Genomic DNA, 25,596 nt, shown 5'->3' with positions numbered 1-25,596 from the left:
CTGTTTAAAATGAATGAATTGCGTGTTTTTTACTCTATCTGTTCTTAATTTAGCCAATGCAGTTTATTCACTTTCTGTATCACTTTTTCTTATAAGAAATCACATAAAATCACTCGCAATGACCGGAGCGATCGGGTAACCTCAGACTCGTTTTGCCTCGCGGGATAATTATTCACTATAAGAATAAATTTGTGCGTTCTGCCACAGATTTGACCTTAAAGAATTGTCTCATCATGCGTTGGTAATTAGTCTCGTCACGTTTGGCATTTTTTATAACGATATTTATCGTTAAGGACTTCAAGGGAAAACAAACAAAATGGTCAAATCTCAACCGATTTTGAGATATATCTTGCGGGGGATTCCCGCGATAGCAGTTGCGGTTCTGCTTTCTGCATGTAGCACAACGAACACCGCGAAGAATATGCATTCTGAGACGCATGCTGTGGGTAATGGAGATAACTCTTCACTGCAAGCCTCTCAGGATGAATTTGAAAGTATGGTACGTAATATCGATGTTAAATCACGTATTATGGATCAATACGCTGACTGGAAAGGCGTGCGTTACCGCCTTGGCGGCAGCACTAAAAAAGGTATTGATTGTTCAAGCTTCGTACAGCGTACGTTCCGCGAGCAATTTGGTTTAGAGCTTCCGCGCTCAACCTACGAGCAACAGGAAACGGGCAAATCCGTTTCGCGCACTAATCTGCGCACAGGCGATCTGGTTCTGTTCCGTGCGGGTTCCACCGGCCGTCACGTCGGTATCTATATCGGCAATAACCAGTTTGTACATGCCTCGACCAGCAGTGGCGTTATCATTTCCAGCATGAACGAGCCTTACTGGAAAAAACGTTACAACGAAGCTCGCCGGGTCCTGAGCCGCAGTTAATTTCGTTTGGCAGCTATCCCTTGGCTATCCTGATGAGACTTATCAAAAGCACTGCTTCGGCAGTGCTTTTTGCGTTGCGCTATGTTTAAGAAAAATCTCACTATACGAATCAATCCAGGTTATAGTTTTACAGATCAAGCCGTTTAATAATAAGCAGATACCCCAGGTAAACATAAGGAACTATGTTCAGACGTCCTTCATCTTCCAGTCGAAATGTCCTTTTTACCTGTATTTTTACGGGGGTAGCCGTCGCGGTACTTGTCAGCACCCTGCAGTTTTTTGCCACCTGGCACAAACGAGATGTTAAGTACGAAACGCTTCTTTCCGATATCGAATATTACATCAGCAGTTACCTCTCAGACCTCAAAAGCACAACAGATGCCCTGCAACCGCTGGTCTCATACAATTGCCAACAAGTTGCCGCCAAGCTGACCGCCAGCGCAGCGTTTAACCTCAATGTACGCGCTTTTTTGTTGGTAAAAGAGGGTATTGCTTTCTGCTCCTCCGCAACTGGCGCGATGGATTCGCCTATTCTGTCGCTGATTCCGAAGCTGGATATCCACAAAGATGTCGATGTGGAATTGCTGTCCGGTACCCCGATGATGCCTGACAAACCGGCGATCATGATTTGGCAGCGGAATCCTTCATTTAAGAATAGCGGCGTGTTTTCCTCACTGAATATCAATCTGGCGCCTTACCTGCTCTATACCGCCCGAGAAGATGATTTTGACGGTATTGCGATTATTGTCGGTGATACCGCTATCACGACATTTTCATCCCAACTGATAGACGTCTCCGCACTTCCGGATACCACCTGGCGTCAGACGACGCTGAAAGGGATCCCCATGAAGATTCGGCTATACGCACAAGAGTGGACGTACACTGACGTCTGGTATGCCGTCATGTTGGGATGTATGGCCGGGATCATGACTGGGTTGCTTTTGTGGTACTACATCTACGCCATTCGTTTACGCCCGGGAAAAGATATTCTCAACGCCATCAAACACGATCAGTTTTATGTGGTCTACCAACCGGTCGTTGAAATGGCGACGCTGGAAGTAAAAGGCGTAGAAGTATTGTTACGCTGGCGTCACCCGACAACAGGTGAGATTCCGCCAGATGCGTTTATTCACTACGCTGAATCACAACAAATGATTGTGCCGCTGACGCAGCATCTGTTCAAACTGGTGGCCCGTGATGCCCCTGCATTAAAAAAAGTGTTACCGCAAGGTGCAAAACTCGGGCTCAACATCGCGCCAACGCACCTGCATGGTGAGGGCTTTAAAGATGATATACAGCACCTGAATGCCTCCCTGCCGCCACACCATTTTCAGGTTGTACTGGAAATCACCGAACGCGATATGCTCAATCAGCACGAGGCATCAAAGCTTTTTGAATGGCTACACGCTGCCGGATTCGAAATTGCCATTGATGATTTCGGCACTGGCCACAGCGCACTCATTTATCTGGAACGCTTCACCGTTGACTATCTGAAAATCGACCGAGGATTTATCAACGCCATTGGGACAGAAACGCTAACGTCTCCGGTACTGGATGCGGTGTTGACACTGTCTAAGCGTCTTAATATGCTGACGGTTGCCGAAGGGGTAGAAACGCCTGAGCAAGCCCGATGGCTGCGCGATCGCGGGGTTCATTTCTTCCAGGGATACTGGATCAGCCGCCCATTAATGCTTGATGATTTTGTGCGTTGGATGGCACAACCCGATAAGCCAACGTGGTGATCGCACCAGGCGATTCATATATTTTCACTCGCCACCCCAACCGCTATTTCTCAGGCAAGAGGCCTGTCGGGTTGTGGCAGGACAAGGAAACCTCTGTGATATGATTCCTCGCGTACTGCTTCTGTTTATCGCCCTTATCGGGTTTAGCGTTCATGCCCAATCCATCAAAGAAAGCTACGCCTTTGCCGTGTTGGGCGAACCCAAGTACGCATTTAATTTTAATCACTTTGATTATGTTAACCCTGCGGCCCCCAAAGGCGGGCAACTCACCCTCTCCGCCATCGGTACCTTCGACAACTTCAACCGCTACTCGATGCGCGGCAACCCTGGCGCACGCACCGAAACTCTCTACGATTCACTGTTTACCACTTCGGATGATGAACCCGGCAGCTACTACCCGCTTATCGCTGACAGAGCACGTTACGCCGATGATTACTCATGGGTAGAAATCGCGATTAATCCGCGGGCCCGTTTCCACGATGGTTCCCCCATTACCGCACGCGATGTCGAATTCACCTTCCATAAATTTATGACCGAAGGCGTACCGCAGTTTCGTTTGGTCTACAAAGGAACAACGGTAAAGGCAATTGCCCCGTTAACAGTGCGAATTGAACTCGCCAAACCGGGCAAAGAGGATATGCTCAGCCTGTTTTCCTTACCCGTTATGCCCGAAAAGTACTGGAAAGATCACAAGCTCAGCGACCCCTTGTCATCTCCACCCCTTGCCAGCGGCCCTTATCGCATCAGTCAATGGAAAATGGGACAGTACATTGTTTATTCGCGCGTTAAAGATTATTGGGCGGCAAACCTGCCCGTCAATCGCGGGCGCTGGAACTTTGATACCATCCGCTACGATTACTATTTAGATGATAACGTCGCTTTTGAAGCGTTTAAGGCTGGAGCATTCGACCTGCGACTTGAAAACGATGCAAAAAATTGGGCAACCCGTTATACCGGTAAGAATTTCGCGAATCATTACATTGTCAAAGACGAACAAAAGAATGAGTCCGCACAGGACACACGATGGTTAGCCTTTAACATTCAACGTCCAATGTTTAGTGACCGACGAGTACGGGAAGCGATTACGCTGGCCTTCGATTTTGAATGGATGAATAAGGCCCTGTTTTATAATGCCTGGAGTCGGACAAACAGTTATTTCCAGAACACCGAGTATGCAGCCAGAAGTTATCCCGATGCGGATGAACTGGTGATCCTTGCGCCAATGAAAAAAGATCTGCCACCGGAAGTTTTCAGTCAAATCTATCAACCGCCGATGTCGAAAGGCGATGGCTACGATCGTGAAAACCTGTTGAAAGCCGATACGTTACTCCAACAGGCGGGATGGATACTGAAAGGGCAACAACGGATAAATAGCACCAGCGGTAAACCGCTGACCTTCGAGTTATTACTCCCGGCAGGCAGCAACAGCCAGTGGGTATTGCCATTCCAGCATAACCTACAGCGGTTAGGTATTACGATGAATATCCGCCAGGTCGATAACTCGCAAATCACTAACCGTTTGCGCAGCCGTGACTATGACATGATGCCCAGGCTCTATCGCGCAATGCCGTGGCCAAGCTCAGACCTGCAAATTCTCTGGGCCTCTGAATATATAGATTCCAGTTATAACGCGCCCGGTGTGCAAAGCCCGGTCATTGATAAACTGATTAGCCAGATCATTGCCGCACAAGGGAATAAAGCCAAACTGATCCCGTTGGGGCGGGCACTGGACCGGGTATTAACCTGGAACTACTACATGTTGCCGATGTGGTACATGGCAGAGGATCGTATAGCCTGGTGGGATAAGTTTTCGCATCCGGCTATCCGCCCGATTTATACCATTGGCATCGACAACTGGTGGTATGACGTCAACAAAGCGGCGAAACTTCCCGCAGCCAGAAGACAGGGAGAGTAAATGGGCGCTTATCTGATTCGACGTCTGCTGCTGGTGATCCCCACGCTCTGGGCCATCATTACTATCAACTTTTTTATCGTACAGATTGCACCTGGCGGTCCTGTTGAGCAGGCTGTCGCCGCCATTGAGTTCGGACAAAGCGGTGCGTTGCCCGGTGCGGGCAGTGAAGGTGTGCGTGCCAGCCACGCGCAAACCGGCGTTGGGAATATCAGCGACAGTAACTACCGTGGCGGCCGGGGCCTTGACCCGGAGGTTATTGCGGAAATAACCCGTCGCTACGGATTCGATAAACCCATCCATGAACGCTATTTCAAGATGCTCTGGGACTATATCCGTTTTGATTTTGGCGACAGTCTGTTTCGCAGCGCCTCTGTTCTTACGCTAATCAAAGACAGCCTGCCGGTGTCCGTGACTTTGGGGCTCTGGAGTACACTCATCATCTATCTGGTGTCGATTCCACTTGGTATCCGCAAAGCGGTCCACAACGGTAGTCGTTTTGACGTCTGGAGCAGTGCTTTCATTATTATCGGCTACGCCATCCCCGCATTCCTGTTCGCTATTTTGCTGATCGTCTTTTTTGCCGGGGGCAGCTATTACGACCTGTTCCCGCTACGTGGACTGGTGTCCGCTAATTTTGACGCCCTGCCCTGGTATCAAAAAATTACCGATTATCTGTGGCACATTACCCTGCCAGTGCTGGCAACCGTGGTGGGTGGGTTCGCCGCGCTGACCATGCTGACTAAAAACTCATTTCTGGATGAGGTACGTAAGCAATATGTCGTTACTGCGCGTGCCAAAGGCGTTAGTGAGAAAAATATTCTATGGAAGCATGTGTTCCGCAATGCCATGTTGCTGGTAATCGCAGGATTTCCCGCCACATTTATCAGCATGTTTTTCACCGGTTCGCTGCTGATCGAAGTGATGTTTTCGCTTAATGGTCTGGGATTACTGGGATATGAATCTACCGTATCGCGCGACTACCCGGTGATGTTCGGCACACTCTACATCTTCACCCTGATCGGCCTGTTGCTCAATATCCTCAGTGATATCAGCTATACGTTGGTCGATCCTCGTATTGATTTCGAGGGACGCTAATGTCGCGATTAAGCCCCGTCAATCAGGCCCGCTGGGCGCGTTTTCGTCATAACCGCCGCGGCTACTGGTCATTATGGATTTTTTTGGTGTTGTTTGGCCTGAGCATATGTTCCGAGCTGATCGCGAATGATAAGCCGCTATTGGTTCGCTATGACGGCAGCTGGTATGTCCCTCTGGTTAAAAACTACAGTGAGAGCGATTTCGGCGGCCCATTAGCAACAAAGGCTGATTACCAGGATCCGTGGCTACAACACCGTCTGGAGAGCCAGGGTTGGATACTATGGGCCCCCATCCGGTTCGGCGCTACCAGCATCAACTTTGCCACCGATAAGCCCTTCCCCTCTCCGCCCTCGGCGCAAAACTGGCTGGGTACTGACGCAAATGGTGGTGACGTGCTGGCGCGTATCCTTTACGGCACCCGCATCTCAATTCTGTTTGGCTTGATGCTGACCCTGTGTTCCAGCGTCATGGGGGTGATGGCCGGCGCACTACAGGGATATTATGGCGGTAAGGTAGACCTGTGGGGGCAACGGTTCATCGAAGTGTGGTCTGGTATGCCAACGCTGTTTCTGATTATTTTGTTATCCAGCGTCGTTCAGCCTAACTTCTGGTGGCTATTAGCTATCACCGTGCTGTTTGGCTGGATGAGCCTGGTTGGCGTGGTACGCGCGGAATTTCTGCGCACCCGAAACTTTGATTACATTCGCGCAGCGCAAGCGCTCGGGGTTAGCGATCGCAGTATTATTTTGCGTCATATGTTGCCGAATGCGATGGTTGCCGCCCTGACCTTTTTACCGTTTATTTTATGCGCCTCAATCACCACGCTCACCTCGCTGGATTTTCTCGGGTTCGGATTACCGCTCGGCTCTCCATCACTAGGAGAATTGCTGTTGCAGGGTAAAAATAACCTTCAGGCCCCGTGGCTTGGGATCACCGCGTTTGTCTCCGTTGCCCTCTTATTATCGCTACTGATTTTTATTGGTGAAGCGGTACGCGACGCATTTGATCCCAATAAGGCGATTTAAGATGACACAACCTCTGTTAGCCATTGAGAATTTATCCGTCGGTTTTCGTCAACAAGATACCGTACGCACTGTAGTCAACACACTCTCTTTGCGCCTTGATGCCGGGCAAACACTGGCGCTGGTGGGTGAATCTGGTTCAGGTAAAAGCGTCACCGCGCTTTCGGTGTTGCGTCTGTTGCCCACTCCGCCTGCGGTGTACCTCTCCGGTGATATCCGCTTTCACGGTGAATCATTACTTCACGCTAACGAGCAGACACTTCGCGGTGTACGGGGAAATAAAATCGCCATGATTTTCCAGGAACCCATGGTGTCGTTGAACCCATTGCATAACCTTGAAAAACAGCTCTATGAAGTCCTGTCTCTGCATAGGGGAATGCGTCGGGAAGCCGCACGGGCAGAAATTCTGACCTGTCTGGATCGGGTAGGCATTCGCCATGCAGCGAAACGTCTTACAGATTATCCGCACCAGCTTTCCGGCGGCGAGCGCCAGCGCGTAATGATTGCTATGGCGTTGTTAACCCGCCCGGAGCTGCTCATTGCTGACGAACCCACAACCGCGCTGGATGTCTCTGTGCAGGCGCAAATTCTGCAACTGCTGCGAGAATTGCAGCGTGAGCTGAACATGGGATTGCTGTTCATCACTCATAATCTCAGCATCGTAAGAAAGCTGGCCGATTCCATTGCCGTCATGCAGAACGGTCAATGCGTTGAACAAAATCGTGCCGAGCCACTGCTTGCCGCGCCAACCCATTCCTACACACAGAAACTGTTAAATAGCGAACCCTCCGGCGATCCAGTCCCTTTACCCGCCGGACAACCACCATTACTGGAAGTGAATGGGCTCAGCGTCGCCTTTCCTGTACGTAAGGGTATCCTCAAGCGCGTGGTGGATCATAACGTGGTGGTTAACAACGTCAGTTTTGCCCTCAGGCCCGGTGAAACGCTGGGGCTGGTGGGCGAATCAGGATCCGGGAAAAGTACCACTGGTCTGGCGCTGCTGCGATTAATCACATCGCAAGGCAGTATTGTGTTCGATGGTCTGGCGCTGCATACCTTAAATCGTCGCCAACTGTTGCCAGTACGTCACCGCATTCAGGTTGTCTTTCAGGACCCCAACTCCTCACTGAATCCGCGTTTGAGCGTATTACAAATTATTGAAGAGGGATTGCGCGTTCACCAGCCAACGCTTTCCGCTGAACAGCGTGAAGCGCAGGTAAAAGCAGTGATGGCTGAAGTCGGACTCGATAGCGAGACCCGCCATCGTTATCCTGCAGAGTTTTCCGGTGGTCAACGCCAGCGTATAGCCATTGCCAGGGCATTGATTCTCAAACCCTCGCTGATCATTCTGGATGAGCCGACATCCTCGCTCGACAGAACCGTGCAGGCGCAAATCCTCACACTGTTAAAGTCCTTACAGGAAAAGCATCGTCTGGCCTATATCTTTATCAGCCATGATTTGCATGTTGTACGTGCGTTATGCCATCAGGTTATTGTGTTGCGGCAGGGAGAGGTCGTGGAACAGGGGCAATGCGAGCACGTATTTAACGCGCCACAACAGGCCTATACGCGTCAGCTGCTCGCGCTAAGCTGACGCTCAAAACGGATTGTTGTTTGAAAAAGGTTCTGCGATGGCCACGCCGAAATTTTTCAGCCTGCAGGTCGCGGCAAACTCATCCTGGCGATTCACAAACAGACACGGTTCCCCTTCACATTCCAGTACGGAACAAGGAACTTCAATATCGCTAAGCGCCTGGCTGAGTTTATGCATGACTGACCACGCACTGTCACCATCGGGACTGAGTAATTTTAACGCTACCAGACTATTTTCCGTACTTTGGCCATTTTGCGGAATCGGTTCAACTTTTGAGCCTGCGAAACCCACCGACCAACGATAGCACTGCGGCAGACGATGAACGATTGAGAGTTGTAATGTCATCACTTTCTTTCCCTGGAAGCACAGTCACTTCACAATTATTTTACATCAATATTAACACATCATTGACAATACGTCTTTAGACAGTTGGTAAACGTTTACACCCTGTCCTTAAGCCGCTTTCCGAACTCCATATTTAAATTTATTCAATGGGTACGGCATGTTTCCGCGCTATATGTACGCGTTTCTGCGATCTAACTCAACCTTTTTAACTACAATGATGTGACTTTTTACATAAATTGATTTTACATAAAATAAACATTACTGGGGGGAATGATGGATTTGCGGTTGATATGCATCAACTCCGGAGGCGTTATAGCCCCCAGGTTGTGTATTAGATCACCGTTTTTTGCTGCGACTGGCGTAGAGATAGAAGAGAATTGAGCTGGTGGCGCAAAACGCAATCGACCAAATCATTGGCCAGGCTGAGTTAAAGGTCGCCAGTGACAAGAGCGCGCCAACAACAGCGCCGATACCAAAACGAAACGTCCCCGCCAACGATGAGGCTGTCCCGGCCATGTGCGGAAACTCATCCAGAATGACCGCCATCGCATTTGATGACACCATCGACACGCAACCTACAAACGCCGCAACACCGACAACCAGAGCCCAGAATCCAACGCCGAACAGCGCGCTGAATACCATCCAGCCCGCCATCACAAACTGGATCCACAGCCCGGTACGGAACATATTTAGTGCGCCAACCCGACGAACAAAGCGACTGTTAATGATTGTCATCACAAACAGGAAAACGATGTTCAGTGCAAAGTAATAACCGAAGTGCTGCGCTGAAACATGGTTGATTTCAATGTAGACAAAGGGACCTGCGCTCAGGAAAGAAAACATCCCTGCAAAGCTAAACCCACTGGCCAGCATGTAACTCAGGACGCGCTTGTGGCGAAACAGCGAGGCAAAGTTGCCCAGAGTAGTACGCAAGCGAAACGGCTGACGGCGCTCAACGGGCAAGGTCTCTTTGATCAGCGTAAAGATCATCACCGAGGCCAGAATCGCCGCCACAGCGAGGATCCAGAAGATATAGTGCCAACTCAGCCATACCAGCACCCAACCGCCCACAATAGGTGCCATCAGTGGTGCAATCGTCGTCACCAGCATGACAAATGACATCATGCGCGAGAATTCTTCCTTCGGATAGATGTCGCGCATCAGGGCATTGATGACCACGCTTGCCGCGGCCGCCGCCAGACCGTGGAAGAAACGCATCGTGATCAACTGATCGATAGTTTGCGCCAACGCACAGGCGACCGCTGCCGCCGCAAACACCAGGGTCCCTCCCAGTATCACCGGTTTACGCCCGATGCTGTCGGCCATCGGCCCATAGATCAACTGCCCCACCGCGAACCCCAGAATATAGGTACTGAGGGTCATTTGTGCACTGCCTGCCGGCACGCCAAATTGAGCAGAGATCACCGGCAGTGCCGGAAGATACATATCGATCGACAACGGCATCAACATGGCCAACAAGCCAAGGATAAAAACAATGGCAATTGAAGAGTTCTGCCGGCTGGTCACATTTAGCTCCTGATATTAACGCGGGGTTAAGTTAACGCTGGCGATTTCTTCTTCGGTCAATGGACGGTATTCACCGGGCTCCAGATCCTCATCAAGCTTGATGGCACCGATGCGTTCACGATGCAGTTCCACAACGTGATTCCCGACAGCGGCAAACATGCGTTTAACCTGATGATAGCGCCCTTCACTGATGGTCAAACGTACCTGAGTCGGCGTGATCACTTCCAGCACTGCCGGCTTCGTCAGATCTTTCTCGTTATGCAATTGCACACCACGGGCAAACTGCTCAGCGGTATCGTCTGCCACCGGTGATTCCAGCGTCACCCGATAAGTCTTCTCACAATGGTGACGCGGAGAGGTAATGCGATGCGACCACTGACCGTCGTCGGTCATTAACACCAGTCCGGTGGTGTCGATATCCAGACGTCCTGCCGCATGCAGTTTGTGCGCGACAGGTTCATCGAGAAAATAGAGAACTGTCGGGTGATCCGGGTCATCCGTGGAGCAAACATAGCCCTGAGGCTTATTCAGCATAAAATAGCGTGGACCAGTCTGTTGAACCAGAGAATTGCCGTCATATTCAACGTCATGTTCTGGCAGCAGCTTAAAGGCGCTATTTCTGACGATTTCGCCGTCGACGGTAACACGGTTACCACGGATCTCACGCCCGGCAATAGCGCGGCTGACGCCGAGTTGCTGAGCGATAAATTTATCAAGTCGCATGAGTGTGATTTTGCCTGTAACAATACGGAAATCGGGCGTTATGCCCGAAAAGTGGAGCCGTTTTCCGCTCAGTATAACGAGCTAACAACTTCCCTCAAGGGAAAAAGATTCGTGGCATACTATACGCGAGACTGTTACATATTGTGAGCCCATGATTTTTACTCTTCGTCCTTACCAAAAAGAAGCCGTGGATGCCACGCTCAACCATTTTCGTCATCACCGCACGCCGGCAGTTATCGTCCTCCCCACAGGTGCAGGCAAAAGCCTGGTGATTGCTGAACTGGCGCGGGTTGCACGTGGGCGCGTATTGGTGCTGGCACATGTCAAAGAGCTGGTTGCGCAGAATCATGCCAAGTACTGCGCTCTGGGGTTGGAAGCCGATATCTTTGCCGCCGGGTTAAAGCGCAAAGAGAGCCACGGGAAAGTGGTTTTTGGCAGCGTTCAGTCGGTGGCACGGAATCTGGACGCCTTCCAGGGCGAATTTTCCCTGCTCATCGTCGATGAATGCCATCGCATTGGTGATGATGAAGAGAGCCAGTATCAACAGATCCTGACACACCTGACCCACGTAAATCCTCATCTACGCCTGCTCGGGCTCACCGCCACACCTTTTCGCCTGGGCAAAGGCTGGATTTATCATTTCCATTATCACGGTATGGTACGCGGCGATGAAAAAGCGTTATTTCGCGACTGCATTTATGAATTGCCGCTGCGCTACATGATTAAGCACGGTTATCTGACGCCGCCGGAACGCCTCGATATGCCGGTCGTACAATATGATTTCAGTCGCCTGCAGGCGCAGAGTAATGGCCTGTTCAGTGAAGCAGACCTTAATCGGGAGCTGAAAAAACAACAACGAATAACACCGCATATCATCAGTCAGATTATTGAGTTTGCTCAGACGCGCAAAGGGGTAATGATTTTCGCCGCTACCGTTGAGCACGCCAAAGAGATTGTCGGCCTGCTCCCTGCTGATGATGCGGCGCTTATCACCGGAGAGACACCGGGATCGGAACGTGATGTATTAATCGAAGACTTCAAATCACAGCGCTTTCGCTATCTGGTTAACGTTGCGGTATTAACCACCGGATTTGACGCCCCACATGTTGATCTGATAGCCATCCTGCGCCCAACCGAGTCGGTCAGCTTGTACCAACAAATCGTTGGACGCGGGTTGCGCCTGGCTCCGGGGAAAACGGACTGTCTGATCCTTGATTACGCCGGGAATCCGCACGATCTGTACGCCCCGGAAGTGGGTGCGCCCAAAGGGAAAAGTGACAACATTCCGGTGCAGGTATTCTGCCCTGCCTGCGGATTTGCTAACACTTTCTGGGGGAAAACAACCGCTGATGGCACACTGATCGAACACTTTGGCCGTCGCTGCCAGGGATGGTTTGAAGATGATGACGGTCATCGCGAGCAGTGCGATTTCCGCTTTCGTTTTAAAAACTGCCCACAGTGCAACGCGGAAAATGACATCGCCGCCCGTCGTTGTCGCGAGTGCGACACGGTGCTGGTAGACCCGGATGACATGTTGAAAGCCGCGCTCAGGCTCAAAGATGCGCTGGTTCTGCGCTGTAGCGGCATGGTGTTACAGAACGGCGAGGATGAAAAAGGCGAATGGTTGAAAATCACCTATTACGATGAAGATGGTGCCGACGTCAGCGAGCGTTTTCGCTTACACACGCCCGCACAGCGAACGGCCTTTGAACAGCTGTTTATTCGCCCACATACCCGTACCCCCGGCGTGCCCTTACGCTGGATAACCGCCGCCGATATCCTCAATCAGCAGGCGTTGTTACGTCATCCTGATTTTGTGGTGGCGCGCATGAAAGGCCAGTACTGGCAGGTACGTGAAAAAGTCTTCGACTATGAAGGTCGTTTCCGGCGGGCACATGAATTACGCGGTTAATCGTACTTTTGATTGATGTGCCAGCCGTTTGAGTATAGAATCTCGCCCGCTTTTGCATACGCAAAGCAGATCACTTACCTGTTGCTGGGTCGCCTGTAGCAGGAATTATTAAAGAGAGATTTAAATGTTTACTATCAACGCTGAAGTACGTAAAGAGCAGGGTAAGGGTGCGAGCCGCCGCCTGCGTGCCGCTAACAAGTTCCCGGCAATCATCTACGGTGGCGCAGAAGCCCCGGTTGCTATCGAACTGGATCACGATGCAGTTATGAACATGCAAGCTAAAGCTGAATTTTACAGCGAAGTTCTGACCCTCGTTGTTGACGGTAAAGAAGTTAAAGTTAAAGCTCAGGCTGTACAGCGTCACCCGTTCAAGCCGAAGCTGTCTCACATCGACTTCGTTCGCGCGTAATCGCCAACAAGTTGAAGAAAAACCCCGCCCTGGCGGGGTTTTTTTATGGGCGTTGTTTATCGATGGCGACAAAACCAAAGGCCGGATAAAGCAATTAAGCCGCCATCCGGCATCAACGATATTATTTTCCGCCTGACGTGCGGCGCTGCAGTTGGTCACGCAGGTTCGGCGGCGTACCTTTAATGGTCAACGTGTCTGTCGCCGGGTCCCAGAAAATACGCTCGCCCAATAGCATGGCATCGAAGTTAATCGTCAATCCGCCGCCGCTTCCGGCAAATTTCGTTAACTGACGCAGCGTACTGCGATCTGCCGGGAAGCTTTCTTCCAGCTCATACCCTTTATCCGCGGTAAACTCACTAAAGCTGACTTCACTGACGCCGGAAAGCTCTTTGGATAGCGACTCCAGTTCGATCTCTTCACCTGCCTGCAACTGCTCGTTACAGTAACTGTAGACCTGCTGGCGCACGTTCTGACGCTCAGTCTTATCGAGCTGCGCCTCAGCGGTAAAGTCGTCCACGGCCTGCAGCAGGCCACGGTTTTGCGCTTTGGCATTCAGACCTTCGCTGGCACCGAGGAAATCCATAAAGAAATCGGCAACTTTACGCCCGACCCGCCCTTTCAGGAACGTCAGGTAGCGCGTGGACTCCGGGTTGGTTTCCCACTCGGTTAAATCAATACGCGCGACGATGTCCGCATGATTGATATCCAGATAGTGTGTCGGATTGATATCCAGATTTTCATTGACGCGCATGCTGCTTAAATTATTCAGCACCGCGACCAGAAGATACTCTACCGCCAGATAGCGATAATGGCAGAACAGTACGACACCACCGTCGGCAAAAGGATATTTCGCCAGTTCGTCGCGCAGACGTCCCGTCGCAGCACGACTAAAAGCCAGAAAATCCTCTTCACCCTGGCGCTGTAAGCGCAGCGTTTGCGCCAGCTCGCTCTCTTCGCTAAAGAGGCCATAGGCTTTATTCTTGGCGCTATACACCCGGTGCAACTCAGCCATCATCTCGACAACCGTCGCTGTCGGTTCCAGTAATGAATCGCGCAAGACCAGCTCAAGATTCTGCTCGTCACGTTTGATAAGCTGGTGCAGGGCAATCTGGTTGATATCCAGACTCATGATAAACTCTCCTTTTAGACCGGGCGGTATTCAACCACCTGCCGGGCAGTGACGCAATAGAAGATAAAAAAGCAGAAAAAAAACTGTCTCTACGGTAATATGTTGCCCTTTCATGAACAGACTGATTTCGATTTATGCCACAAATTTCCCGCTATAGTGACGAACACGTTGAACAATTACTGAATGAGATGCTCAACGTACTGGAAAAACATAAGGCACCAACCGATCTTTCCCTGATGGTTTTGGGAAATATGGTGACTAACCTTATCAATACAAGCATCGCACCGGCCCAGCGCCAGGCGATTGCGAACTCTTTTGCCCGCGCATTGCAGTCTTCGGTAAACGACGACCAAGCGCACTAAGAGCCTGCTCCGGGGAAACGAACAACAGTTTATGGTAACTCATCATCAGCGCTACCGTGAGAAAGTCTCCCAGATGGTTAGCTGGGGGCACTGGTTTGCCCTGTTCAATATGTTGTTGGCCATGGTACTCGGTAGCCGTTACCTGTTTGTCGCCGACTGGCCGACAACGCTTGCAGGGCGTGTTTATTCTTACCTGAGCGTTGTCGGGCATTTTAGCTTCCTGGTGTTTGCCACCTATCTGCTAATCCTGTTTCCTCTGACGTTTATCGTCATGTCCCAGAGGCTGATGCGCTTCTTATCAGCCATCCTGGCGACAGCAGGTATGACGCTGTTGTTGATCGACAACGAAGTGTTCACCCGCTTCCACCTGCATCTCAATCCCATCGTCTGGGAGCTGGTCATTAACCCTGACCAGAATGAAGCGGCTCGCGACTGGCAGCTGATGTTTATCAGCGTGCCAATCATTCTGCTAATCGAAATGCTATTTGCGACCTGGAGCTGGCAGAAACTGCGCAGCCTGACGCGTCGCCGCCATTTTGCCAAACCGTTAGCAGCATTCTTTTTCGTTTCATTTATCGCCTCACATGTGGTGTACATCTGGGCTGATGCCAACTTCTATCGCCCGATTACCATGCAGCGTGCAAACCTGCCACTTTCCTATCCTATGACCGCACGTAAGTTTCTGGAAAAACACGGTCTGTTGGATGCGCAAGAGTATCAGCGCCGCCTGATTGAACAGGGTAATCCGGAAGCGGTCTCCGTCCAGTATCCGCTCAGTGAGCTGCGTTACCGTGATATGGGAACGGGTCAGAATGTCCTGCTGATCACCGTTGACGGTCTGAATTACTCGCGCTTTGAACAGCAGATGCCTGCTCTGGCAGAATTTGCCGGGCAGAATATCTCCTTTACGCGTCACATGAGTTCGGGAAATACCGCAGACAACGGGATTTTTGGCCTGTTTTATGGCGTATCTCCAAGCTACATGGACGGCATTTTGTCGACCCGAACGCCTGCCGCGCTAATCTCTGCGTTGAATCAACAAGGTTATCAGTTAGGATTGTTCTCCTCTGATGGCTTCACTAGCCCACTGTATCGCCAGGCATTGCTGTCCGACTTTTCGATGCCAAGCGTGCAAACGCAATCTGATGAACAAACTGCAAGCCAGTGGATCAACTGGCTGGGTCGCTATGCGCAAGATGATAACCGTTGGTTCTCATGGGTTTCCTTTAACGGAACGAACCTTGATGACAGCAACCAGAAGAATTTTGCCAAACGCTACGCCAGCGCGGCGCAAGATGTGGATGCAAACATCAACCGTATACTCAGCGCACTGCGTGATTCCGGGAAACTGAACAATACGGTGGTCATTATTACCGCAGGCCGGGGCGTGCCGCTGACGCAGGAAGAGAATAACTTCGCCTGGTCACGTGGCCATCTACAGGTGCCTCTGGTTATTCACTGGCCGGGAACACCTGCGCAGCGTATTAATAGCCTGACCGATCATACTGACCTGATGACAACACTGATGCAGCGCCTGCTCCACGTCAGTACCCCAGCAAGTGAGTACTCACAGGGACAGGATTTGTTTAATGCAACACGCCGCCATTACTGGGTCACGGCAGCTGACAGCAGCACAATGGCCATTACCACACCAGAGATGACGCTGGTGCTTAATAACAACGGTAATTACCAGACCTATGATTTACGCGGCGAGAAAATTAAAGATCAGAAACCGCAGCTGAGTTTGCTGCTGCAAGTGCTGACGGATGAGAAACGATTTATCGCTAACTGATTAATTATAAATCAGTTAGCAGTCCATCCTCTTGCATTCGTGGTGGAAAGCAGTAGTATTAGCAGCCATAAGTGTCGGCACGTAGCGCAGCCTGGTAGCGCACTGTCATGGGGTGTCAGGGGTCGGAGGTTCAAATCCTCTCGTGCCGACCAAAAATTCCCAAAAAAACCAACCCTTGTGGTTGGTTTTTTTATGCCTGTTTTCTGTACGGGAAAGCAATGGGGAATTATCGGGGAAAAACCCCGGTGCACAGTACGCAACCCAAAAAAAGAAGCCAAGGAATGCTAACCTTCGGAACAAATTCATTGCTTTTTCTCCCGCTTGTCTAACTCATCTTTTACAGCTTGTCCTGTAAGTTCGGAAGCAGTAGAACCTGTAACGGCACTAATAACATCCTTTGTTACTTGATCAGTTACCGGAGACAATGAATCAACAACTTTTCCCCCTAAACTACCTGCTACACCAGGCTTTGTTGAATAAATAAGATTCTGTGCGAACGTCCCTGTAGCTGGCTGGATTTTCAGGCAATACGCACGCTTTCTGGCATACCTGCCTTCGCCATGTTGTTCAGCGCACGTAGCCTCTGCAACCTGACCATCGTAGTCACGCAGTGTCAGTGAACCTTCGAACAGCTGCTTTATCTAATACATAGCTGTATCCGCTGTAGCGCGACGGTTATATTCCGTTGTCCATTTCCACAATGCATTACTTCCACTCAGCCGCTGATTAGCAATGGCGCGATTGCGGTCCTCATACTCACCAGGCCAGTAACCCGCTCCCTTCCGGGGAGGAATGAGGGCGCGGATTTTCTTACGGGCAGTTCATCGTGACATAACCGGGTATCGTAAGCGCCATCGGCAGCGGCCGACCTGATTTTCCGGAGGGTCTGCCGGAATACGCGTTTAATCACCAGAACGGTAGTGATGGCAAGGTCAGAAAATCATGCAGCCACGGTTGATTAGAGCTATAGGTGTGCCAGTGGGTGATTCTGAACTTCTGCTTTGCCACGGGACTGCCTGCGTTGTCAGGGAATGCGTGATCTGATCCTTCAACTCAGCAAAAGTTCGACTTATTCAACAAAACCATTCTGGAGTGTCTCTTTCACCAGCTCAAGCTCTGTCTTATCCGATACACTCAGGAAGTTATTCTCAACGACGTTTATGCAATTTATTTTTCAACCATACTCCAGCACCTAATACTACTCCTGCGATGCTCCCTTTTTTCAATGCGATATATAGTGCCTCTTCCCATGAAAAAAGGAATGCCCCATCCTTGATGAAGAAAATTGTTGACACTCCTAGTTGACATATGAAAAGAACAACAGAAATTAAGGCAGTACAGTACACAACCAGGAAAAGAAGCCAAAAGATACCAACCTTGTTGAAGAGATTCATTGCTTCTTCTCCCGCTTGTCTAACTCATCTTTTACAGCTTTTCCTGTAAGTTCAGAAGCAGTCGAACCTGTAACTGCACCAATAATATCCTTTGTCACTTGATCAGTTACCGGAGACAATGAATCAACATATTTTCCCCCTAAACTACCAGCCGCACTACCAAAGCCAGTGCTTATCACAGAGTTAGTCGGATCTTCCCCTTTAATCACACTGCCAATCGCAGCACCTCCCATATTGATCGCTGCTGATGCCTGCCAACTTTTACCTGTAGTCGCGGCAGCTGTCACACCGGCGAGAATTGCATCAACATAGCTGAAAGGATCATTCCCGCTAAGTTGTACGGTCGTATTCACGCCCACACCGATTGCCGCATTAAGCACCATACCTTCTTTTATTGTGGTGCCAAGGACACTGCTACCAAATAACAATACCGGGTCTCCAATACTGGTGTTGGATTTATGATAACCCCAGGTATTCATGATGGTTTGTGCTTTCTGCGGCGCCTCTGTCTGTGGCGCTGACTTCATATAATCCTGCCCAGTCAGCATTCCTGCGATCAGCTCTTTAGTTACTGCCTCACCATATTTTGCCTGCATGTCAGATGCATATATCTTCAAATAACTTACCAACTCGGTTCGCTCTGCCGTGCTCAATTCCGCTGGTTCTTTATTGAACTTAGCAACCAGTGCATCGCTACGTTTATCGGCATTCTCAAGTTGTAAAAACTCTTTCGCAGTTTGCAGGGATTTATCGCCTTTTAAGACTTTCTCTGCCAAAGCATCACGTTTTTCCGAGGAGGTACTGCTCAGGAAATTATTCTCAACCGCATTTTTCCCGGCCTGCGCCCCGGCAGCCGCCGACGCCGTACTGTCACCCGACAGACCACCGGCCATCCCTGCTGATATCGTTGCCAGCGTGCTGATGGTCTGCTTCTGATCCTCACTCAGTTGCGACAGATCAGTCACATCAGGATACAGCATACCTGCAATCGCCCGGGCCGCAAGTTCACCCGTTGCCGCACCCGCTGCGCCCGCTGCCGCGCTGTTTCCCTGCATCGCCGCCACTGCACCGCCCAGTATCGCGTGGGCAATAACATTTACCGCAGTATTGCCCTCTGGCGATCTCCTTTGTTGGCAGAGTGATTATGCCGGAGGATCTCTAAATGTGAATGGCACGATTATGCGGGATACTTACAACACCATGACGTCTATCCTAAAAAAGACGTACAAAAAAGATACCAATATGACAAGCGCTAACTTGGCCAGTCTCCTCGGTATAAGACAAAACAGGAGGCTTTCAGCCCCCTCTTCTAATGAAATCAGAAAATGGTTACTTACTTTTCAAAACTTCCTTCAAATCCTCATTCAATGCGTCTAACCGGGTAAGTAAAGCATCATTGAATTTGTCCCTTTCCTCGTACACTCTTGCTTCAAGAATGAAACCCAATATCACCATCAGTCCAATCACGGCCAACACCCCAAAGAGTGCCCACACAGGAACAAACATATACCCTCACTAAACTAATCAGATTGATCAGAAGGAAACCAAGTTAGAGAGGAAATTTCAATCGGGGAAAATAGACACTTTTGGACAGTGCCCGGGTATACCCGGAAAAGTCTGAAGATTTTTATCTCACAAATATAAAATTACGACCGGAATGAGGTCTCTTACGGCAAAGCATGAACAAAAGGACATCGGTTTCCTTCCTCAGCATCCTGACTCTTTTCGGGAGCGGGAGAGTTCATATTCTCGTATGTGCCCGCCCCAAAAACCAATCTTCATGATTGATTTTTAATGTCCACCATTCGCCATTTCCTGTTATTCGCCCCCTTTTCCCCACAGGTTTTACTACTTACCCATGGACAAATTGGGGTAAAATTTATCCTCTCATCAGCACATGGAATCTGGACGATTTATGTGCTGAAAACAATAATGATACTAATAAAAACTCAGGAGAAAAGTATGCCTGAAGCAACGCCTTTTCGGGTGCTGATTGTTGATGACCACCCACTCATGCGGCGAGGAATTAGTCAATTATTGCAACTGGATAGCGCATTTGACGTAGTTGCCGAAGCCGGCGACGGTGCAAGCGCTATCGATCTGGCAAACCGTCTGGATCTTGATGTGATCCTGCTCGATCTCAATATGAAAGGCATGAGCGGACTGGATACCCTGAATGCGTTACGCCGCGATGGCGTTACTGCACAAATTATTATTCTGACCGTTTCGGATGCCGCCAGCGATGTGTACGCCCTGATTGATGCCGGCGCGGATGGCTATTTGCTTAAAGACAGCGATCCTGAAGTCCTGCTGGAAGCCATTCGCGCTGGCGCAAAAGGAGGTAAAGCCTTTAGCCAACGCGTCAGCGATTATCTGCGGGAACGGGAACTGTTTGGCGCTGAGGAAGATCCGTTCAGCGTACTCACCGAACGCGAGCTGGATGTGTTACATGAGCTGGCTCAGGGATTATCGAATAAACAGATTGCATCTGTACTGAACATTTCCGAGCAAACGGTGAAAGTGCATATCCGCAACCTGCTGCGTAAACTGAACGTCCGCTCTCGCGTTGCCGCCACCATCCTGTTTTTACAAACACGCGGAATGCAGTAATCAATAAGATGCCGGATGCGACGCCACAGCGTCTTATCCGGCCTACAAGCCCCACACAGGCCCGAAAGCTGCGCGCCATCGGGCAATCTGAACGCTTATTTCTCCTGCGGTGCCAGCTGTTCCATCGCCTGTTTGATGCTGCGCTCAATTACCGTCCGACGGGTATCATTGGCGGGCAATAATTTCAGCATCATCTCCCACGCCGCAACCGCTTCTCCGAAGCGCTGCTGTTCGAAAGCGTTAAAAGCGTACATGCTCAGTACACGCACATTCGCATGTTCGCTCCTGACCAATTGACGTAACAACTCCCCACCGCGACGGTTATCATCAGGATCGGAAGAACGGGTCAACGCTTCCGCATAACCCAGCGCCGCATCGCTGTTTTTCGGATCCAGCCGATAAGCATTGGCATAAGCTTCAGTAGCCGTGCTGGCGTTGCCGAGAACCATGCCTACGCGCCCAAGCATAATCCAGCCTTCAACGTTTCCGGCATCGGTTTGCAGCCGGGTACGTAATCCCAGCGCCAGACGCGCCATATCCTCTTCATTCAGCGGCTCAGCCTTTGGATCTAACGCCCGCTCCAGCAACGCCGGAGCCTGTGCAGTCGCCTGCTGCCAGACCTTAACCTGCTTATAGCTACCGGTTTGGTAATAGCTCACCGCGCCCACCACCAGCGCCACGATAACGCCGGGTATAAAGAGTCCTAATCCACCGCGTTTACCGTCGGGGGTAATCTCATCAGGAAATTCTTCCTGCTTCACTCGTACACGACGGCGTGAGCGGGCAAAAATAATCCAGCCCCCTAAGCCAATTGCCACAACGGGCATCACCCACAGCAGCACAGTCAGCGGCGTCAACGGCGGATCGTAAGTCACGAAATTGCCGTATCGTGCCACCATGTAATCGACAATTTCTTTCTGGCTTTTCCCTTCCTGCATCAGTTCGTAAACCTTCTGACGCAGATCGGTGGCAATCATTGAGTTAGAGTCAGCAATGCTGTTGTTCTGACACTTTGGGCAGCGCAACTGTTCAGTAAGCTGACGGAACTGCTGTTCCTGCGCCTCATCTTTGAACTGCATCACGTCAATAGTGGCCAGCGCCGATCCCGAGATAACCAGCATCAGCAGGCCCAGAAAGAACCTCATTGCGCAGCCTCCTTACTGTATTTATCCCACAATGGTTTGATCTCGCTCTCCCACACCCTGGCGTTTAAATCACCGGCATGGCGATAACGAATAATGCCTTTACCGTCGATAAGGAATGTTTCCGGCGCACCATACACGCCAAGATCCAGCCCGAGCATACCGTCACCGTCAAACAGACTTAAGGCATACGGATTGCCCAGTTCTTTCAGCCAGACGATGGCTTTTTGACGATCGTCTTTATAGTTCAACCCAACGACCCGCACGCCTTGTGCCGACAGCTGGTTCAGATACTGGTGCTCAGCGCGACAGGTCGGACACCAGGTCGCCCACACGTTCAGCAGAACCGGTTTCCCCTGCGTCAACACATCAGCCTGGTAATGCTGGCCCGGATTTTCCAGCGACTCCAGACGGAACGTCGGCACCGGCTTACCGATTAACGCCGATTCCAGATTCGTCGGGTCGTCTCCCTGTGCGTTACGTGCCAGTTGCCACAGCAGCGCCGCTGCAATAATGAGAAAAATAATAAACGGAATTAACAATGCATTGCGCTTCATACAGCCTCCGGCGCGTTTTTTTGCGCAGCAGCACGAGGACGCGTGCGCTGGCGATAGCGTGGATCAAACAGGCAGAACAACCCGCCCAGCGCCATCAGCAACCCTCCGGCCCAAATCCAGCGAATAAACGGTTTATAGTACAGACGCACTGCCCACGCGCCGTTGTCCAGCTCTTCGCCTAATGCAGCGTACAAGTCACGCGTCAGCCCGCCATCGATCGCCGCTTCGGTCATCATTGAACTGGTGCTGTTGTAAAAGCGTTTTTCCGCATGCAGCGTCGCTTCCGGCTTGCCGTCGCGGGTAACACCAATCACGGCCACGCCCCCCCGATAGTTAGGTCCGGTAATATCTTTTACTTCGCGGAAGGTGAACTGATAATCATGAATAGCGACGCTATCGCCCGCCTTCATACGCACATCGCGTTCGACGCTGTAGTTCTGACTAAAGGCAATACCGACGATGGTGACAGCCAGCCCCACGTGACCTGAAACCATGCCCCAGTAGCTCGGCGTCAGCTTCGTGCCGCGCGAAATACGCAGGAACGCTTCGGACATCGCCAGCACAAATATCCAGCATGCCATTGCCATACCCACGACCGTCATGGCAGCGATACGGTCTTCAAACAGCCACGGCAGCAGCACGGACAGTACCAGCGTGGTAACAAACGCGACAATCAGTAGCGTTTTCAGCTTCCGCGGTCGGTCACGTCCCCAGCGTACCAGTGGCCCAATCCCCAGCAATAGCGCAAACGGTGCCATCAGCCAGGTAAACATGGTATTGAAGAATGGCTCGCCAATCGAAATACTGCCCAGCCCCAGCTGTTTGTGCACCAACGGCAACAGCGTGCCGAGGAGCACCACCAGCATCGCTGCAATCAACAGAACATTGTTCCCTAACAACAGCGATTCACGCGACCATAGCGCGTTATTCACCCGCGAGCGAACCTTGTGTCCACGTACCGCAAACAGCAGCAGGGAACCGCCGATAACCAGCACCATAAAGGCAAGAATGAACATCCCGCGCGACGGGTCAGAGGCGAAAGCGTGCACCGACACCAGTACACCCGAACGCACCAGGAACGTCCCGAGCAAGCAAAGCGAGAAGGCGCATATTGACAGCAGCAACGTCCAGGCTTTAAAGCTGGCGCGTTGTTCGGTCACTGACAGCGAGTGCATCAGCGCAGTCCCCACCAGCCACGGCATAAACGAAGCGTTCTCTACCGGGTCCCAGAACCACCAACCGCCCCAGCCCAGTTCGTAGTATGCCCACGCAGAGCCGAGCACAATACCCAGTGTCAAAAACACCCATGCCGCCAGCGTCCACGGACGGGAAAAACGGGCAAAGGTGCTATCCAGACGCCCGCTCATCAGTGCGGCAATGGCAAAAGCAAAAGCCACAGAGAAACCGACATAGCCCATATACAGCAATGGCGGATGGAAGATCAACCCCGGATCCTGCAACAACGGATTAAGGTCACGCCCTTCTATCGGGAAGTCCGGCAGCGTGCGGGAAAACGGGTTGGAGGTAAACAGAATAAACAGCAGGAAGCCGACGCTGACCATGCCCATCACCGCCAGTACGCGGGCGACGATATCCAGCGGCATCCGCTGGCTGAACAGCGCCACGGCAAAGGTCCAGCCGCTCATCAGCAGCACCCACAGCAGCAGCGAGCCTTCATGCGCGCCCCACGTCGCGGCGACGCGATACCAGACCGGAAGTTGCGTGTTGGAGTTGCTGGCGACATAGGTCACGGTAAAGTCATTGACCACAAATGCGTTTACCAGCACCAGAAACGCACCCATCACACAGATAAACAACACCCAGGCAAAGGGGCGCGCAGAGGCCATCATCCGGACATCGCCACGCGCAACACCCCACAGCGGATAAACCGACAGCAATAGTGCAACGCCGAGTGCCAGACACAGTAGCCCATTGCCAATTTCAGGCATCATGACGTTTTATCCTTATAAACACTTTCCGGGCGACGGTGGTTCTCCTGCATCGCTTTTTCAACTTCCGGCGGGGTGTAATTTTCATCATGTTTGGCAAGGACCTCTTTGGCCTGCACATGATTTCCCTGATCCAGTTCTCCTTGAACAACGACCCCCTGCCCTTCACGGAACAGATCCGGCAGGATACCTTCATAGGTCACATCCACCACGCCTTCGGCGTCATAGATGCTGAAGTTAACTTTCAGCGACTGCGGATCGCGCTTCACACTACCCGGCATAACCATTCCGCCAACGCGCAGGCGTTGACCGACTTCCGGCATCTGCTGAGTTTCACGCTTGCCGTAGAGTATTTCTCCCGGCGTATAGAACAAATCGATATTGGAACGCAGTGCGTAGAGCACCAGCGTGATAGTCAATGCCAGGCCCGCCAGCACCGCACAGGCTATCCATAGCCGATTTTTACGTCGAATATTCACGCCGCCTCCCGTTGCACTTGCGCCGCACGCATGCGGGCTTCCCGCGCCCGTTGTTGCGCCACCCCGCGCAAAATCGCGCGATGCTGTAGTGCAGAATGCAGCACCAGCACCACCAGCGGGATAACGCTCATGGCCACAGCCAGCCAGACATACAAGGCGTAACCGCCCATCGCGAAAAAATCACTCCATGATGCAAATGCAGGGGTCATTGGCGGCCTCTTTTTAAGATCAGTTCGCTCACCCATGGGCGGCGTTTTTCCATCATCAAAATCAGGTTACGCATGCGCATCAGCGCCAGCGTGACAAACAGGAGTAGATAGCCGACGATCGCCAGGCGCAGTGGCGTACGCATCGCCGGATCAATACTTTGCTGCATGCGGGTCGACCCCTGGTGCAACGTGTTCCACCACTCGACCGAATAGTGGATAATCGGTAAGTTCACGACACCAATCAGTACCAGAATACCGGCTGCTCGTCCCGCCATGCGACGATCATCAAAGGCATGCCACAGCGCAATGGCGCCAACATAGAGAAACAACAGCACCAGCTCAGAAGTGAGTCGGGCATCCCAGACCCACCAGGTTCCCCACATCGGTTTTCCCCATGCAGAGCCCGTCACCAGTGCAATAAAGGTAAACACTGCGCCAACTGGCGCCATCGCTGCCAGCGCCAGATTGGCCATTTTCATTTGCCAGACCAGGCCGATAAATGCGGCAACCGCCATCGACGCGTAAATGCCCATCGACCAGATTGCCGCCGGGACGTGCAGATAGATGATGCGATAGCTTTGCCCCTGCTGATAATCCGCTGGCGCGAAGCCAAATCCCCAAACCCATCCTGTTACCAGAACCACTGCACTGGCAATCGCCAGCCATGGGATAAACCAGCCACAGATCTGATAGAGACGTGGGGGCATCGCCAGTTGATGAAGTGTTTTCCACATAGTTCAGTCACCAGACTCAATAAATTAGTAAATTTCCGTTTTACCGGAGGGCGGCTTCGCCTTGTCCGG

Annotated in this window: 23 protein-coding genes, 1 tRNA gene and 1 pseudogene; 12 read left to right on the top strand and 13 right to left on the bottom strand. The window is 51.3% G+C overall.

Annotation, left to right across the window (positions count from 1 at the left end; translation table 11 throughout):
- The first annotated feature begins 316 nt into the window (after window positions 1-316).
- The 6 genes from mepS (at window position 317) to yejF (ending at window position 8,254) form a co-directional block, all read left to right on the top strand.
- On the top strand, window positions 317-886 hold the full coding sequence (gene mepS / locus NNO03_RS11925) for a bifunctional murein DD-endopeptidase/murein LD-carboxypeptidase (RefSeq protein ID WP_121584825.1): 570 nt from the start codon (window positions 317-319) through the stop codon (window positions 884-886).
- A 182-nt stretch (window positions 887-1,068) separates the two neighbouring features.
- Window positions 1,069-2,628, top strand: coding sequence for a cyclic di-GMP phosphodiesterase (locus NNO03_RS11920; protein ID WP_271449605.1), 1,560 nt, complete (start codon window positions 1,069-1,071; stop codon window positions 2,626-2,628).
- A 100-nt stretch (window positions 2,629-2,728) separates the two neighbouring features.
- Window positions 2,729-4,543, top strand: coding sequence for an extracellular solute-binding protein (locus NNO03_RS11915; protein ID WP_271449604.1), 1,815 nt, complete (start codon window positions 2,729-2,731; stop codon window positions 4,541-4,543).
- Complete coding sequence (locus NNO03_RS11910; protein WP_040230596.1) at window positions 4,544-5,638, top strand: microcin C ABC transporter permease YejB; 1,095 nt, start codon at window positions 4,544-4,546, stop codon at window positions 5,636-5,638.
- Complete coding sequence (locus NNO03_RS11905) at window positions 5,638-6,663, top strand: ABC transporter permease (protein ID WP_271440088.1); 1,026 nt, start codon at window positions 5,638-5,640, stop codon at window positions 6,661-6,663. Before NNO03_RS11910 ends, NNO03_RS11905 begins: the two co-directional genes overlap by 1 nt.
- Before the next feature lies 1 nt (window position 6,664).
- Window positions 6,665-8,254 carry a microcin C ABC transporter ATP-binding protein YejF gene (gene yejF, locus NNO03_RS11900; protein WP_271449603.1) on the top strand — a complete coding sequence of 530 codons (1,590 nt, stop codon included), beginning with the start codon at window positions 6,665-6,667 and terminating at the stop codon, window positions 8,252-8,254.
- 3 nt (window positions 8,255-8,257) lie between these two features.
- Here yejF and NNO03_RS11895 read toward each other — a convergent pair whose 3' ends face one another.
- The 3 genes from NNO03_RS11895 to rsuA form a co-directional block, all read right to left on the bottom strand.
- Window positions 8,258-8,602, bottom strand: coding sequence for a YejG family protein (locus NNO03_RS11895; protein ID WP_137384093.1), 345 nt, complete (start codon window positions 8,600-8,602; stop codon window positions 8,258-8,260).
- A gap of 333 nt (window positions 8,603-8,935) precedes the next feature.
- Entirely contained in the window at window positions 8,936-10,126 is a 1,191-nt protein-coding gene (locus tag NNO03_RS11890) for a Bcr/CflA family multidrug efflux MFS transporter (protein WP_271449602.1), read from the bottom strand.
- Window positions 10,127-10,141: 15 nt separating this feature from the next.
- On the bottom strand, window positions 10,142-10,849 hold the full coding sequence (rsuA, locus tag NNO03_RS11885; RefSeq protein ID WP_137384095.1) for a 16S rRNA pseudouridine(516) synthase RsuA: 708 nt from the start codon (window positions 10,847-10,849) through the stop codon (window positions 10,142-10,144).
- A 151-nt stretch (window positions 10,850-11,000) separates the two neighbouring features.
- On the opposite strand from rsuA, the gene NNO03_RS11880 reads away from it, so the two are divergent.
- A complete protein-coding gene (locus NNO03_RS11880; RefSeq protein ID WP_271449601.1) occupies window positions 11,001-12,761 on the top strand; it encodes a DEAD/DEAH box helicase in 1,761 nt (586 codons plus the stop codon).
- A 124-nt stretch (window positions 12,762-12,885) separates the two neighbouring features.
- Window positions 12,886-13,170 carry a 50S ribosomal protein L25 gene (gene rplY, locus NNO03_RS11875; protein ID WP_137384097.1) on the top strand — a complete coding sequence of 95 codons (285 nt, stop codon included), beginning with the start codon at window positions 12,886-12,888 and terminating at the stop codon, window positions 13,168-13,170.
- A gap of 121 nt (window positions 13,171-13,291) precedes the next feature.
- Here the strand turns inward: rplY and yejK are convergent, their stop codons facing one another.
- Window positions 13,292-14,299, bottom strand: a complete 1,008-nt coding sequence (gene yejK / locus NNO03_RS11870; protein ID WP_271440092.1) for a nucleoid-associated protein YejK — start codon at window positions 14,297-14,299, stop codon at window positions 13,292-13,294.
- Between the two features lie 134 nt (window positions 14,300-14,433).
- Here yejK and NNO03_RS11865 point away from each other — a divergent pair, with 134 nt between their 5' ends.
- The 3 genes from NNO03_RS11865 (at window position 14,434) to NNO03_RS11855 (ending at window position 16,605) form a co-directional block, all read left to right on the top strand.
- Window positions 14,434-14,661, top strand: coding sequence for a YejL family protein (locus NNO03_RS11865; protein WP_003027506.1), 228 nt, complete (start codon window positions 14,434-14,436; stop codon window positions 14,659-14,661).
- A 31-nt stretch (window positions 14,662-14,692) separates the two neighbouring features.
- Complete coding sequence (yejM, locus tag NNO03_RS11860) at window positions 14,693-16,453, top strand: LPS biosynthesis-modulating metalloenzyme YejM (protein WP_271449600.1); 1,761 nt, start codon at window positions 14,693-14,695, stop codon at window positions 16,451-16,453.
- A gap of 75 nt (window positions 16,454-16,528) precedes the next feature.
- A tRNA-Pro gene (locus NNO03_RS11855) sits at window positions 16,529-16,605 on the top strand.
- 368 nt (window positions 16,606-16,973) lie between these two features.
- Here NNO03_RS11855 and NNO03_RS11850 read toward each other — a convergent pair.
- The 3 genes and pseudogenes from NNO03_RS11850 to NNO03_RS11840 all read right to left on the bottom strand — a co-directional run bounded on the left by NNO03_RS11850 (window position 16,974) and on the right by NNO03_RS11840 (window position 18,902).
- Window positions 16,974-17,505: pseudogene (locus NNO03_RS11850) on the bottom strand (transposase).
- A gap of 96 nt (window positions 17,506-17,601) precedes the next feature.
- The gene (locus tag NNO03_RS11845) at window positions 17,602-17,847 is read right to left on the bottom strand and encodes a hypothetical protein (RefSeq protein WP_267455941.1); all 246 of its coding nucleotides are present in this window, start codon (window positions 17,845-17,847) and stop codon (window positions 17,602-17,604) included.
- Complete coding sequence (locus NNO03_RS11840; RefSeq protein ID WP_271449637.1) at window positions 17,844-18,902, bottom strand: VENN motif pre-toxin domain-containing protein; 1,059 nt, start codon at window positions 18,900-18,902, stop codon at window positions 17,844-17,846. Before NNO03_RS11840 ends, NNO03_RS11845 begins: the two co-directional genes overlap by 4 nt.
- Window positions 18,903-19,809: 907 nt before the next feature.
- Between NNO03_RS11840 and narP the strand changes: the two genes are divergently transcribed.
- Window positions 19,810-20,457: a nitrate/nitrite response regulator protein NarP gene (gene narP / locus NNO03_RS11835; protein WP_271440094.1), complete on the top strand. Its 648-nt coding sequence runs from the start codon at window positions 19,810-19,812 to the stop codon at window positions 20,455-20,457.
- A 95-nt stretch (window positions 20,458-20,552) separates the two neighbouring features.
- Here the strand turns inward: narP and NNO03_RS11830 are convergent, their stop codons facing one another.
- From NNO03_RS11830 to NNO03_RS11805, 6 genes are read right to left on the bottom strand one after another with little or no spacing between them, the layout of a single operon-like run.
- Window positions 20,553-21,602 (bottom strand): cytochrome c-type biogenesis protein CcmH, encoded by a 1,050-nt coding sequence (locus NNO03_RS11830; RefSeq protein ID WP_271449599.1) that lies wholly within the window; start codon window positions 21,600-21,602, stop codon window positions 20,553-20,555.
- On the bottom strand, window positions 21,599-22,156 hold the full coding sequence (dsbE, locus tag NNO03_RS11825; protein WP_005129316.1) for a thiol:disulfide interchange protein DsbE: 558 nt from the start codon (window positions 22,154-22,156) through the stop codon (window positions 21,599-21,601). Before dsbE ends, NNO03_RS11830 begins: the two co-directional genes overlap by 4 nt.
- Entirely contained in the window at window positions 22,153-24,108 is a 1,956-nt protein-coding gene (locus tag NNO03_RS11820; protein ID WP_271440096.1) for a heme lyase CcmF/NrfE family subunit, read from the bottom strand. The genes dsbE and NNO03_RS11820 overlap by 4 nt, the downstream gene beginning before the upstream one ends.
- The gene (ccmE, locus tag NNO03_RS11815) at window positions 24,105-24,584 is read right to left on the bottom strand and encodes a cytochrome c maturation protein CcmE (protein WP_005129319.1); all 480 of its coding nucleotides are present in this window, start codon (window positions 24,582-24,584) and stop codon (window positions 24,105-24,107) included. The genes NNO03_RS11820 and ccmE overlap by 4 nt, the downstream gene beginning before the upstream one ends.
- Window positions 24,581-24,793, bottom strand: coding sequence for a heme exporter protein CcmD (gene ccmD / locus NNO03_RS11810; protein ID WP_020996676.1), 213 nt, complete (start codon window positions 24,791-24,793; stop codon window positions 24,581-24,583). The genes ccmE and ccmD overlap by 4 nt, the downstream gene beginning before the upstream one ends.
- Window positions 24,790-25,527, bottom strand: coding sequence for a heme ABC transporter permease (locus NNO03_RS11805; protein ID WP_202038239.1), 738 nt, complete (start codon window positions 25,525-25,527; stop codon window positions 24,790-24,792). The genes ccmD and NNO03_RS11805 overlap by 4 nt, the downstream gene beginning before the upstream one ends.
- Window positions 25,528-25,596: the final 69 nt, after the last annotated feature.

The organism is Citrobacter sp. Igbk 16, from assembly GCF_028069755.1.
Lineage (GTDB): Bacteria > Pseudomonadota > Gammaproteobacteria > Enterobacterales > Enterobacteriaceae > Citrobacter.
The sequence above is the reverse complement of the archived record's forward strand: the minus strand, read 5'-3'. Positions and strand labels throughout refer to the sequence as shown.